A 13,144-nucleotide genomic window follows, 5' to 3' on the forward strand; every position below is an offset into this window, starting at 1 on the left:
CCCTTCCCGACCGGCAACCATCGGCCCACTGAAGGTCAGCCGGTCAAATGGCCCATGGGGGCGCGGGGGTAAACTTTGACTCGATCCATTGTTTGAACGCGACGACCACGGCGCCCGGAAACTTGGCCGATGGCCTGACCAGGTAGACCCCACCGGCGGTGTCCAATTGCCAGTCAGGAAGGACATGCAACAGCCTCCCGGCAGCAATATCACGACTCATCAACCAGTCACCGGCGCCCAGTATTCCGGCATCAGCGCGGGCCGCTGCCAGTAATGATTCGCTGTCATTGGCCGTCAGGTTTCCTTTGGGAGAAACCGTCTGCAGCTCATTGCCGCGATGGAGTCTCCACTGGGGAAAAGACGCAAGGCCGCTGAAGCGAAGGCAATTGTGCCTGATCAGGTCCTGTGGCGTTTCGGGCATGCCGTGCTTTCTGATGTAAGCAGGCGAGGCACACAGTATCCGGCGATGGTCACTCAGTTTTTTGGCTATCAACCGGTTGTCTTCCAATTCTCCGATTCGGATCGCCGCGTCAAAACCTTCATCGATGATGTCGACCAGACGCTCGCTATAGTCTGCAAGGATCGAGACATGCGGATGAGCCTTGAGAAACTCCGGCAGCATCGGGCCAAGCCAACGCCGTCCCATGGCTGCTGGCAATGCAAGCCGCAAAGTACCGCGGATTTCGCTGGCGCCCTCGGACGCTTGCTGCTGCGCTTCATTCATCAATTCGATGGCTGAGCGAAGGCGCTGCTCCAGCCTGGCACCTGTTTCAGTAATTCGAACCTGCCGGGTGGAGCGCTCCACGAGCCGAACGCCAAGGCGCTTTTCCATTGCGGCGAGTCGCTTTGAGACGACTGTAGGATGTCGCTGCAATAGCCGGCCAGCCCCGACAAATGAGCCTTGCGAGGCCACGGCCAGAAACGCAGCGATTTCGTCACTGTACTGATTGTTCAGAACATCAAGATTCATGGTTTTAGAATGATCGCCCCCGACGAACGCCCCAACTCCAGGTCGGCATGCGCCAATGCTGCGTCAGCCAGAGTGTAGCTTGCCCGAACCCGAGGTTTGATAATACCCGCACCTATGGCGGCCAACACATCCTGCGCTCGTTCCTGGTACTCGGAGGCACTCGCCGTATGGGCTGCCAACGAAGGACGTGTGAGGAACAGCGAGCCTTTGGCATTGAGTGTCGACAACTCCACGGCTGAGGGCGCACCCGATGAAGCGCCAAACGATACCATCAGACCTCGTGGTCGCAAGCTATCCAGGGATGCCTGGAAAGAGACACGCCCTATTGGGTCATAGACGACGTCGACCATTTTACCCTTGGTGATACGAGCCACCTCGCAAGCCAGGCTGTCAGCATCGAACACCAGGACTTCATCGCATCCCGACGCCTGGGCTTTCTCGACACTGGCCTGCTTTGAAACCACGCCGATCACAGTGGCCCCCAAGTGTCTGGCCCACGGCACCATGATTTCCCCCAACCCTCCAGCCACACCGTAGAGGAGCATGGTTGTATCGGGCCCCACAGGATAGGTGGCTTTCAAAAGGTACTGTGCAGTGATGCCCTTGAACATGACAGCTGCGGCATCGTCAAATGACAGCGAATCCGGAATTTTGACCAGCCGCTCTGCCGGATAAAGCCGGGCCGAAGCATAGGAACCGATAGGGCCGGTGGCATAGGCCACGCGATCCCCTACTCGCACGTTGCGGACACCCGCCCCCACAGCTGCGACACGCCCAGCGCCTTCCAGCCCAAGTCCAGTTGGCAACGCAATGGGCACCGCGCCCTTGCGCTGGGTAACGTCGAGAAAGTTGACACCTACAGCCTCTTGCTCAAGCCAGACCTCGCCTTGGCCTGGCGATAGCTCGCTCAGTCTCTCCCCTTTCAGCACTTCAGGATTGCCAACTTGGCTAAACCGGATCGCAGATACCATGGTCATTTCTCCTTCAGTCAGAAGCCGTTATCAATTGAGTGGCCCCAGTGTGAGAACTGATCTGCTGATGAACAAGACGGGTTGATTGCAGGACATTAATGCACTGATTGCAGCAATATAATCGCGGATTGCACGCGTTACTACGTGGAGCATGAATCCGAATCCACTTAAACACGAGTGCACGCACGGCAGTCTGGTAACTACTCCCTTTGACGCCTTTGGGCCTCCTCATCCTGCCCCCTCTGTTCTACGACCAGGTCCTCTTTGGCTTTGGGTGTGGTACTCGAAGCCTGGGCCTGCTGCGCCGCCTGGATCAATTGGAAGTTGCCATCCAGGCGTGATCCGTTTCTGCACTTCACGTTGGGGCAAAAAGGACCGAAGCGGACATCGAGATAGCAATCATCAAAGGGGCCGATCACTGAGGCCGTTGGTTATTTAAACAGCGGCTCCCTAGAACTTTTCCCTATTTATCGGTCTATGTGGATAGGCACATCCGCTCGATAAGCGCGAACCCGCAGGCTTCCCGCAGCCAGATGGCCACACGTCCAATTGTCAATCAGAGGTTGTCTTCACTCATGAAATTCCATGACCCACGGATGGTGCTCTTCGGCCTGTTCGCGTTCGCGGCAGTGGGCTCGGCATCAGCAACACAGATGAAGACCTCAACCCCTGTTTTCGCAAATGAAGTCGCAGCTGTTCAGGCTCCAGTCCAGGCTGCCGGCAACCCTTGGCCGACCTTGGCCAGTATGGCCGGCAAGCAGCCAGGGCCGTTGCTTGCCCATGACGACCGATACTGGCATGACGGCCGTTGGCACGATCGTAGAGACGATTGGCGCCGAGACGACTGGCGTAGAGATAACTGGCGCAGAGAGCAAGCCCGCCGAGAAGCCGAACGCCATCGTGATTGGGAGCGCCACCAGGATCGGGCCATGCGGTACCGCTACGAGGACGATCGCCGCTACTATCGTCGCTAGTGCGACGCTTAGGGATCAATCCGCCTGCAACACGGGCGATGCACCGCGAACCTGCGAAACCGGGACACAAACCGGTTCAAAATAGCAGTGCTCGCCCACCAGGTTGTAGAAATCAGACTGAGAACGTCGACGAGACACGAGTCGGATACTTGTTCAGCGCTTCCCAAGTGAAGTCTGACCGTCTGCAATGGGTCGGTGGCTACCTTTCGCGACAGGCAACAATCGGCCAATACCCGATATTTCTCCCCTGGCTCGATAGCAGGCGTTCGCGATCGCTCGGACTCAGCCGACTGAATTGAAAGCACTGATTCACCTTGCATGAAAATCTGTCATGACATGTTATGACCTCCTTCAGAAACGGACTTTGCCCAACAAATACGGGGGTTAAAGGACGAACGGTCTAAAGGCGTCAAGCGCGGGGAATTGCCGGGAGTTTGCAGCCACTACAGGCTTTTCAAGCGGGCGCGTTCGTCGCGGTAAAGTGAACTTCACTGTCACCTCGTGTCACATTAGGTCCTTGTCAAGTGAACTTAAGAAGAGGTACAGCCTTATGAGCATGGCCACAATTGTCAGTGCGGTGATTTCCAGTCTCGCACCCAGTGTCTTCGACCAGAACAGCCTGCAAGAACCCGGCGCGCATGTCTCAGCCGTCGAATACCACTACGGCATGGAAATCGATGTGAAGCGGGTATTGCAGCGCACCGATACATCCGACAAGACCGGCGTGGTACCGGTGACCCTGGTCTACGAAGACAGCGAGGGCGAGGTTCACAAGATCCGTTTCCTCGAATGGGGTGGAAGCCCTGCCGACCCCACCAGCATTGCCTGATCAACTAGTCGATCGGGTTCCGGGCCTCGCCGCCCTCCCCAGAAGCGGAAGTTAAACCTCATATGCACTCAGTGCGGATGATGTTTTTTGTTACCTGAAAATGGACATGATCGAATGACTAAAAGTTCATTCGCGAAATTCACTATTATCTTGATGGCGTAATGTCGCAAGATTAACTGATAACAATGGCTGGATCTAAATGGCAGTCAGCAACGGTAAATTCCAATCAAACCGTGCCGAGAGCCAAGTTGATTCACTATTGAAACCAAGAGGTCACCATGGAACTTAGTATGTTTTCTTCGTCCACCGTGGAATATGTGCGTTTGGGCGTTGTATATTTTCATCTTATCGCCTGCTGCGTTGCAATCGGGCTGGTTTTGACCAGTGACATTGCAATGGTCAAGCAACTCCTGAAGGGGGATGCGTCAGGTCACCAAGATGACGCGCACATGGAAAGCCTTCAAAAAACCGTATCGCTTGCACTTGTAGCGCTCTGGATTACGGGCATTGGCATTATCGGGATCGATTATGCCGGCAAGGGGATGGAGTATTTCCTCAATCCCAAACTGCAAGCCAAGATCGGCATAGTTGTGCTGTTGACCTTTAACGGCTTCCTGTTGCATAGCGCTGTATTGCCGGCGCTGAAAAAAGCCGGTTCGTTACTCAAACTCTCCTTCAACCTGCGCATGCTGGCGCTGTTCTCCGGCGCCCTCTCTGGCGTGTCGTGGTTCTATGCCGCCATGCTGGGTGTTGGTCGTCCGCTGGCCTGGAAGTACTCGCTGGTGGAGTTGCTGGCAGCCTATCCGGTGCTCATCGTCGGTGGATTCGCGATGATGGTACTGCTCACTGCCTGGGCAAAAAACAGAGACACCGAAGCGCGTATGGAGCAAGGCACCAGGACACCAGGCAACGCCGCCCTGGCTGGCTGGTGAATCCAGGTTGAACAAGGAAGTTCAACTCTAGCAAATGAATCCCGCTTTAACTGTTAACAAATTTCAATTGAGGATACCCAAATGAAATCCATGAAAGTTCTCTTCGTAGTCGCCACTCTGACCGCTTCTTCTCTGGCGATGGCCACAGGTGGTGGTGACCGGACCTTCGCTCGCATGGAGTCGGCCCGGACAGTCTCGATGAAAGCCTTCCAGGTTGCACAGAAACAGAAGGCTGAAGCCGCTGTCGCCCAAAGCAAAGCCAAGGCGACCGATCACGCCAATAGCTGATCTGCGTAGCCTGTCCCCCGGTTGATAGAAGTGTTCAGCCTCAAGCCGCGCTGGCAGCACCCAAGTTGCTGCCAGCGCCGGTTTAACCAAGATCCCGCCTACACCAAATCCAGTTTGTTGAATCCGCCTCAACAGCACGGGCATTATGCTCCGGCGCCTCAGGTCCTTTCGCTCATCCCAATCAATATTGCCGCCCGCCTGGAACTCGTCCGCTAACCTCGGATGAAGCCACTGCCAGCGAGGCTGCGACTGTTCAAATGCTGAGTCGAGCGCCTGACCGGCGGAGTTTCCCTGCCGGCCGACGATAGTGAAATTTCAAATACCCGCAGTAGTCATGGAGATAGGCATCTATCGCTTGCCCTTCATGCAGACTACGGAAAGATAAGCACCCCAAAGAACACCACACAGGGCAAGTATTAGCTCCGGATTGAAAATGCCCTGATCGACCTGCCCCACCAGGATTTCGCTATAAAGACACATGGCGCCCGCGATCAACGCAATAAAGTAGCCGGTCCGGGTTCTAGTCCGGCGCAGCAACAGAACCTTTTTCAGACCCTCGTCTTTCCATTCTTGAAGGGGCATGAGTTGGATCTCCTCCAGCAACACCACACCCCACAGCAACGCACACAACCAATAACCTATCATCATGAAGTCCTCCAGTTAGAACATTGGTTCAACATGAATGCAGCGGACGAAAATTTGTCGAGAGGTAAATATGCTTGATTGGAACGGCCCCCGCTATCGACGTTAGCAGGACTTCTTTGTGGAGATATCGGCCAAGCGCTTGTAGTGATTCCACTACAAGCAGGCTGGATCCGGCGAAGCTGGGCATGCGCTGCGCATCATTGCAGCACACTTCGTTAAAGCGCACCTGAAGTTCAATCAGGACGATTCAATGATGCCCGGGCGTTTACCGCAGAGTGTGGAGGATGCCGAGAACGATTGAGTGGCTCGGCTGCGTCGGATGGCAGGGTGTTCTAAGTTAACAAGCCGTTTTCGAGTGCATAGCGGGCCAGTTTCGCGTTGCTGTCCATCCCTGTTTTTTCCAGGATGCGTGCCCGGTACGTCGTGACGGTACTCGGGCTCAAGTGCAATATCTCAGCGATGCGGACAATTCTCTCGCCTGAAGCGAGGAGCTTTAGTACTTCAAGTTCCCGGTCGGATAGCGCTTCGTGGGGTGCCCCGTCGCCTCTGCCGATAGCGTTGACCAGTTTTTCTGCCAGCTCAGGACTGACGTGCTTGCCGCCTGAGGCCACCTTGCGAACTGCCGTAACCAGGGTGGCTGCGGAAATATCTTTGGTGAGGTATCCCGCTGCGCCGTGCTTGATTGCGCGTAACGCATAGGCCTCGACCGAATGCATGCTCAACATCAGAACGGCGAGCTTGGGCTTCTCTGCACGCATGAGTTTGAGGAGTTGGAGGCCGGTCTTGTCGGGCAGCTGAATATCTACCAGCGCCACGTCGAAATCCTGCTCCCGGACCAGGAGCATTGCCCCTTGTGCCGTCTCTGCTTCGCCCGTTACGTCGATCTCGCCGGCAGTCTCCAACATGCGTCGCACGCCATTACGTACGATGCTGTGATCATCCACCAGCAAGACTCTGATTTTGTGGTCAACCATCTGTATTTTCCATTCACCAGTGGCCAGCAAGCCATGGAATCTGCTGCAGCGTTTGACGTTAGCAGGCACAGAGCACACTTGCACTTTTTGCCTCAGCCGTTAGTGCTCACTTCTCCGGACTGCCGGTGCTGTCGGTTGGAACGGCCTGTTCCCGGCCAATTTCCCCAGAATCCGGGGCATTGCGCCAACCTTGCTAATATTTCGTAAGCCAATGCTCAGCTTTCAGCATGGTCAATACTGCAATGCCGGCTCCTGCATGACGCCTTGCGCGTGGCATCCATCCTGACTGGACATAGACATGGCCACAGTGACGACACCGATCGAAGTTTTCGACATGAAGACGTTGCTGACAGCGCTGAAGGCGTTGCGCAATGGTGACTTCACCACGCGGATGCCGGAAGACTGGACCGGCATGCCGGGCAAGATCGCCGACACGCTCAACGAGATCATCGACATGGCGGCCGACACCGCCACCGAATTCGAACGCGTGGCGCGACTGATCGGCAAGCAGGGCAAGGTCGATGAGCGTATCGAATTGCCGATGATGAAAGGCTCATGGCAAAAGATCGTCAACTCGAGCAATGCGCTGACCAGCGACCTCATCAGCCCGATGAACGAGATGATTCGCGTTATCGGTTCGGTTGCCGAGGGTAATCTGAGCCAACAGGTACCACCGGTACTCGACGGCCTGAAACTGCGGGGTCAGTTCCTCAAATCCGCCGAGATCGTGAACACCATGGTGACGCGACTGGGCTCCTTCGCTTCCGAGGTGACCCGTGTGGCGCGCGAAGTCGGCACTGAAGGGATTCTAGGTGGGCAGGCCAATGTCAAAGGCGTATCCGGCACCTGGAAAGATCTGACCGACTCCGTCAACGACATGGCCGCCAATCTGACCACCCAAATGCGCAACATCGCTTACGTGACGACCGCGGTGGCCAAAGGCGATCTGGGCAAGACGATTACCGTCGAAGTCAGGGGTGAGATTCTCGAGCTGAAAAACACCATCAACACCATGGTCGGCCAGCTCTCGAGCTTCGCTGCGGAGGTGACCCGCGTGGCGCTGGAAGTCGGTACCGAAGGCAAGTTGGGCGGACAGGCCGAAGTGACCGGAGTGTCCGGTACTTGGCGCGACCTGACCGAATCGGTCAACGGCATGGCGGCCAACCTGACCACCCAGGTGCGCAACCTCGCACAGGTGACGACGGCGGTGGCGCGCGGCGACCTCGGCAAGAAAATTACCGTTGAAGCCAAGGGCGAGATTCTCGAACTGAAAAACACGATCAACACGATGGTCGACCAGCTCTCCAGCTTCGCCTCGGAGGTGACCCGCGTCGCGCTGGAAGTCGGTACCGAAGGCAAACTGGGCGGACAGGCCGAAGTGACCGGCGTGTCCGGTACCTGGAAGGACTTGACCAATTCGGTCAACGGCATGGCGGCCAACCTGACCACCCAGGTGCGCAACATTGCCGACGTGACGACGGCGGTGGCCAACGGCGACCTGTCACGCAAGATCACAGCCGAAGCGAAAGGTGAAATTCTCCAGCTCAAGGAAACCATCAACACAATGGTGGACCAGCTCTCGACCTTTGCCGACGAAGTGACGCGCATGGCTCGCGAAGTGGGGACTGACGGCAAGCTCGGTGGCCAGGCCAGGGTGACGGGCGTCGGTGGAACCTGGAAAGACTTGACCGACTCGGTCAACAGCATGGCGGCCAACCTGACCAATCAGGTCCGCAACATCGCCGACGTGACGACGGCGGTGGCCAAAGGCGACCTGGGGCGCAAGATTACCGTGGAAGCCAAGGGCGAAATCATGGAGCTGAAAAACACCATCAACACCATGGTGGACCAGCTCAATAGCTTTGCCGCCGAAGTGACGCGGGTGGCGCGCGAAGTCGGCACCGAAGGAAAGCTCGGGGGACAGGCACAGGTGCAAGGCGTGTCCGGCACCTGGAAGGATTTGACCGAAAACGTGAACTTCATGGCGGCCAACCTGACCAGCCAGGTGCGAGGCATCGCCAAAGTGGTGACCGCAGTCGCCAACGGCGACATGAAGAAGAAACTGACGCTGGAAGCCAAGGGCGAGATCGCCGAACTGGCCGACACCATCAACGGTATGACCGATACGCTGGCGCTGTTCTCCGATCAGGTGACCTCGGTGGCGCGTGAAGTGGGGGTCGAGGGCAAACTGGGCGGCCAGGCCAACGTGCCGGGTGCTGCCGGCACCTGGCGCGATCTGACCGACAACGTGAACGGTCTGGCGGCCAACCTGACCAATCAGGTGCGCGCAATTGCCGACGTGGCGACTGCCGTGACCAAGGGCGATCTGACCCGTTACGTGGAGGTGGAAGCAAAGGGTGAAGTGGCGGAGTTGAAGGACAACGTCAACGAGATGATCCGCAACCTGCGGGAAACCACGCGGCAAAACGCGGAACAGGATTGGCTCAAGAGCAATCTCGCGAAATTCAACCGCCTGCTGCAGGGCCAGCGCGATCTGGCGGCAGTCTCCAAGATGGTGCTGTCTGAACTGGCTCCGCTGATCAACGCCCAGCACGGTGTGTTCTACATGATGAACGAGAGCCCGCCCGATCCTGCGAAACTCAAACTGCTGTCCGCTTATGCGTACAAGGGAAACATCAATGTGAACGATGAGTGGCGGCTCGGCGAGGGCCTGGTCGGGCAATGCGCCTACGAGAAGCGGCGCATCCTGCTGACCGATGTACCCGCCAATTACGTCGCGATTTCATCGGGACTGGGTGCGGCCGCCCCGCTGAATATCATCGTGTTGCCGATCCTGTTCGAGAACAAGGTCAAGGCAGTCGTCGAAATGGCTTCGTTCACGCGCTACAGCATCATTCATCAAACCTTCCTTGATCAGCTTGCTGAATCGATTGGTATCGTGCTCAACACGATCGAAGCCAATATGCGTACCGAAGAACTGCTCAAGCAGTCGCAATCGCTGGCGCAGGAGCTGCAAAAGCAACAAGAAGAATTGAGACAGACCAACGAGGAACTGGGGGACAAGGCTGGACTGCTGGCGGAGCAGAAAGCCGAAGTCGAGCGCAAGAACCGCGAAGTCGAAATCACCAAGCTGTCGCTGGAGGAGAAGGCGGAGCAGCTGATGCTGACTTCGAAGTACAAGTCCGAATTCCTCTCCAGCATGTCCCATGAGCTCAGAACGCCATTGAACAGCTTGCTGATCCTGGCCCGGCAGCTCAGCGACAACGCGGAACACAATCTCACGCCCAGGCAGGTCGAATATGCCAAGACCATCCGTAGCGCGGGCAAAGACCTGCTGGAGCTGATCGACGAGATACTCTATCTGTCCAAGATCGAGTCGGGTACGGTCACACTGGATCTGAATGAAGCGCTGTTCGCCGATCTGCACGACCAGATCGAACGCACCTTCCGGCCAGTCGCCGAAAGCCGAGGCCTCACCTTCACGATTGAACTGGCGCCTGCCCTGCCCCCCGTCATCTGGACCGACGAAAAGCGCCTGCTGCAGGTGGTCAAGAACCTGCTGTCCAACGCCTTCAAGTTCACTGAGCAAGGCAGCGTAAAGATCAGCATCGAACCCGCTGTGTCCGGGTGGAGCGTGGATCACAGCGAACTCAATCGCGCCGATGCGGTGGTCGCCTTCGTGGTCACCGACACCGGCATTGGCGTATCTGCCGGCAAGCAGAAGCTTATCTTCGAAGCGTTCCAGCAAGCAGATACCGGAACCTCACGAAAATACGGTGGCACCGGCCTCGGCCTGTCGATCAGCCGCGAGCTCGCACACCGGCTGGGCGGTGAGCTGCGGCTGATCCCCGATGAGATCGGCAAGGGCAGTACTTTCGCGCTGTACGTGCCCTTGCGTACACCGGATGCCCAGCGTCAGACCTTAGACGAATCAGCGACAGAGGCAGTACCTGGCCAAGTCAAGCGCGACCTCATGTCAAGCCCGTCTGTACAGATACCGGACGACCGTGAGTCTGTCCAACCCGGGGACCAGGTGCTGCTGATGCTCGAGGGCGACGCCCGATTCGCCAGCATTCTGCTCGAGGCCGCGCATCAGAAGGGGTTCAGGGCTATCGTCACGACCCGTGGCGCGGATGCACTGGAGCTTGTCGAGCGCTTCAAACCCGCCGCGATCACCCTGGACCCGGGCCTGACGGACATCGATGGCTGGTCGCTGCTCGAGCAGTTGAAGCGCAATTTCGCCACGCGTCACATCCCGGTCCAGATCATCTCGACCGCTGACGACCACACACGCGGGCTGCGCTATGGTGCTTTCGACTATCTGCTCAAGCCGGTCACAGCCGACGAGATTCAAAATGCGCTGGTCGGCATCGTGGCATTCGCTCGGCGCAAGACCAGAAGCCTGCTGCTCGTCGACGGCAACGACGGGAGCCGCGCCCGCATCCTCGATCTACTCGGCAACACCGACCTGAAGATCGAAACGACCGCCAGCGACGTGGAAGCCTTGAAGAAACTGGCAAAGAAACGCTACGACTGCATGGCAATCAATCTCAAACTGCCCGACGCATCCGGCATCAGTTTTCTCGAGGCATTGCAGCAAGACCACGCTCTGCGTGAATTGCCGATCGTCGCCTATGGTGCAGCGACACTGACCAAGCCGGAACACGAACGTTTCAGGACACTGCTCGGCAAGGGCGTCATCAAGGCAGTTCAGTCCCCCGAGCGCATACTCGACGAAACCGCGCTGTTTCTACACCGCGTCGTAGCCAGGCTGCCGCAGACCCAGCGCAGGATGCTGGAAAAACTCTATGAGGGTTCGGACAGCCTCGAGGGTAAAAAGGCCCTGGTGGTCGACGATGACGTGCGCAATATTTTTGCCCTGACCAGCGTGCTTGAGTGCAACAAAATGCTGGTGGCCACGGCGGAAAACGGCCGAACCGCCATAGAACTGCTGCAGCAGCAGCCCGATACCGACATCGTGCTGATGGACATCATGATGCCCGAGATGGATGGCTTTGAAACCATGCGCCAGATCCGTACATTCAAGAGATTTGAAACCCTGCCCATGATTGCGCTGACGGCCAAGGCAATGATGGGTGACCGTGAAAAGTGCATCGAGGCAGGAGCATCGGACTATGTCAGCAAGCCGGTGGATACCGACCAGCTGCTGTCACTGATGCGCAAATGGCTCTATCGATGACTGTGTACCGCGCTCATTGCGCGCCAGCGCAAACCTAAGTGGCATAAATATGCAGCAGGAACCTCCGGTATTCAATGAGAGAGCCCAGGTGCGGCACCCGCTCCCGCCTGATGGCGTGCCAGCATCCGTGTTGCTGGTGGATGACAATCCCGCCAAGCTTACGGCGCTCGCCGCGGTGATTGCCGACATGGGCCTCGATATTGCCACGGCGACTTCCGGGCGCGAGGCGCTGCGCCTGCTATTGCAGCGTGACTTCGCCGTCATTCTGCTCGACGTGAAAATGCCAGTGATGGACGGGTTTGAAACCGCGGCACTCATTCACGGCCGCCCGAAGTCGGCCCACACGCCCATTATCTTCGTCACAGCGGAGGCCGACACGGATTCCGAGCGTTTCCGCGGTTATACGTCCGGTGCAGTGGATTACATCTTCTCGCCGATTGTGGCCGAGGTTCTTCGCGCCAAGATCCGGGTGTTTGTCGACCTGTTCTACCTGCAGCGCAAACTGACGATGCAGGCCGAGGAATTGCTGCAATCGAAGCTGCAGCTGCGTGAACTGGCCTCCTATCAGGAGCACATCAAGGAAGAAGAGCGAAAACGGATCGCGCGCGACATCCATGACGAGCTGGGACAGAGTCTGCTGGCGTTGCGAATTGATGTCTCCATGTTGCAGGCGCGCACCAGTACCATGCACCCCAAGCTCAACGAAAAGGTCAGCGATGCTCTGAACCACCTCGATACAGCCATCCGCAGTGTCCGCAGTATCATCAATGATCTTCGGCCACCCGTACTCGATCTGGGATTGCAGGCAGCGATCGAGTGGCAACTTGAAGAGTTCCGGCAGCGCAGCGCGATCGATTGCACGATGTCGGCGAAAGACGAAAATTTCCGTTGCGACCTGAATGAAAAATCCGCCACGACGCTGTTCCGCATCGTGCAGGAATCGCTGTCGAATATTGCCCGGCACGCGCAAGCGACACAGGTGCATATCGAACTCTCCAGGGAGGGTCGCCGGCTCTACCTGCGGATCAAAGACAATGGCGTAGGCATGACGGATCGCAAAAAATTGAACTCGTTCGGGTTGGTAGGAATGAAGGAACGCATCAGCATGCTGGGCGGGGAATTCACGATCGACAGCGCACCGGACAAAGGAACGAGATTAACGATATCGCTGCCACTCGACTGACCCGGATGGCACTGAAAGTCTATTGCCCGTGCCCATCGGGCGGGCCAACCAGACTGCGACTACGACAATGGCTTCAAGGATGGCGAGATCGCCGAGATCGCTGCGCGCTGGCACCTCTGCTGAACCGATAGCCGCCAACCCTTGGCGGGCAAAATAACAAAATTGCCATGTGCTCCCTTCGTTCCTTCTTGCGTCGCACTGTTCATTGCCCGTTCCT

Annotated in this window: 10 protein-coding genes and 1 pseudogene; 6 read left to right on the forward strand and 5 right to left on the reverse strand. The window is 57.3% G+C overall.

Annotated elements, in window-relative coordinates; all coding sequences use genetic code 11:
* Positions 1 to 43 precede the first annotated feature (43 nt).
* From AC3ITY_RS19705 to AC3ITY_RS19715, 3 genes and pseudogenes are all read right to left on the reverse strand, one after another.
* Positions 44 to 970, reverse strand: coding sequence for a LysR family transcriptional regulator (locus AC3ITY_RS19705; protein WP_489304470.1), 927 nt, complete (start codon positions 968 to 970; stop codon positions 44 to 46).
* A complete protein-coding gene (locus AC3ITY_RS19710) occupies positions 967 to 1,941 on the reverse strand; it encodes a quinone oxidoreductase family protein (protein WP_489304471.1) in 975 nt (324 codons plus the stop codon). Before AC3ITY_RS19710 ends, AC3ITY_RS19705 begins: the two co-directional genes overlap by 4 nt.
* 215 nt (positions 1,942 to 2,156) lie before the next feature.
* Positions 2,157 to 2,303, reverse strand: a pseudogene (locus AC3ITY_RS19715) (tetratricopeptide repeat protein); the annotation flags it as partial.
* 213 nt (positions 2,304 to 2,516) lie between these two features.
* On the opposite strand from AC3ITY_RS19715, the gene AC3ITY_RS19720 reads away from it, so the two are divergent.
* The 4 genes from AC3ITY_RS19720 to AC3ITY_RS19735 all read left to right on the forward strand — a co-directional run bounded on the left by AC3ITY_RS19720 (position 2,517) and on the right by AC3ITY_RS19735 (position 4,964).
* Complete coding sequence (locus tag AC3ITY_RS19720) at positions 2,517 to 2,915, forward strand: hypothetical protein (protein WP_489304472.1); 399 nt, start codon at positions 2,517 to 2,519, stop codon at positions 2,913 to 2,915.
* A 550-nt stretch (positions 2,916 to 3,465) separates the two neighbouring features.
* Complete coding sequence (locus AC3ITY_RS19725; protein ID WP_008001371.1) at positions 3,466 to 3,744, forward strand: DUF2790 domain-containing protein; 279 nt, start codon at positions 3,466 to 3,468, stop codon at positions 3,742 to 3,744.
* 278 nt (positions 3,745 to 4,022) lie between these two features.
* Positions 4,023 to 4,676 (forward strand): hypothetical protein, encoded by a 654-nt coding sequence (locus AC3ITY_RS19730; RefSeq protein ID WP_489304473.1) that lies wholly within the window; start codon positions 4,023 to 4,025, stop codon positions 4,674 to 4,676.
* An 81-nt stretch (positions 4,677 to 4,757) separates the two neighbouring features.
* Complete coding sequence (locus tag AC3ITY_RS19735; RefSeq protein WP_489304474.1) at positions 4,758 to 4,964, forward strand: co-regulatory protein PtrA N-terminal domain-containing protein; 207 nt, start codon at positions 4,758 to 4,760, stop codon at positions 4,962 to 4,964.
* Positions 4,965 to 5,312: 348 nt separating this feature from the next.
* Here the strand turns inward: AC3ITY_RS19735 and AC3ITY_RS19740 are convergent, their stop codons facing one another.
* Both AC3ITY_RS19740 and AC3ITY_RS19745 read right to left on the reverse strand, forming a co-directional pair.
* On the reverse strand, positions 5,313 to 5,612 hold the full coding sequence (locus tag AC3ITY_RS19740) for a hypothetical protein (RefSeq protein ID WP_489304475.1): 300 nt from the start codon (positions 5,610 to 5,612) through the stop codon (positions 5,313 to 5,315).
* 329 nt (positions 5,613 to 5,941) lie between these two features.
* Complete coding sequence (locus AC3ITY_RS19745; protein WP_489304476.1) at positions 5,942 to 6,583, reverse strand: response regulator; 642 nt, start codon at positions 6,581 to 6,583, stop codon at positions 5,942 to 5,944.
* Positions 6,584 to 6,881: 298 nt separating this feature from the next.
* On the opposite strand from AC3ITY_RS19745, the gene AC3ITY_RS19750 reads away from it, so the two are divergent.
* Together AC3ITY_RS19750 and AC3ITY_RS19755 are read left to right on the forward strand one after the other, a co-directional pair.
* Positions 6,882 to 11,744 carry a HAMP domain-containing protein gene (locus AC3ITY_RS19750; RefSeq protein WP_489304477.1) on the forward strand — a complete coding sequence of 1,621 codons (4,863 nt, stop codon included), beginning with the start codon at positions 6,882 to 6,884 and terminating at the stop codon, positions 11,742 to 11,744.
* A 49-nt stretch (positions 11,745 to 11,793) separates the two neighbouring features.
* Positions 11,794 to 12,927: an ATP-binding response regulator gene (locus AC3ITY_RS19755; protein WP_489304478.1), complete on the forward strand. Its 1,134-nt coding sequence runs from the start codon at positions 11,794 to 11,796 to the stop codon at positions 12,925 to 12,927.
* The last annotated feature ends 217 nt before the right edge of the window (positions 12,928 to 13,144 follow it).

It is taken from the genome of Pseudomonas sp. GL_091 (genome assembly GCF_057837725.1).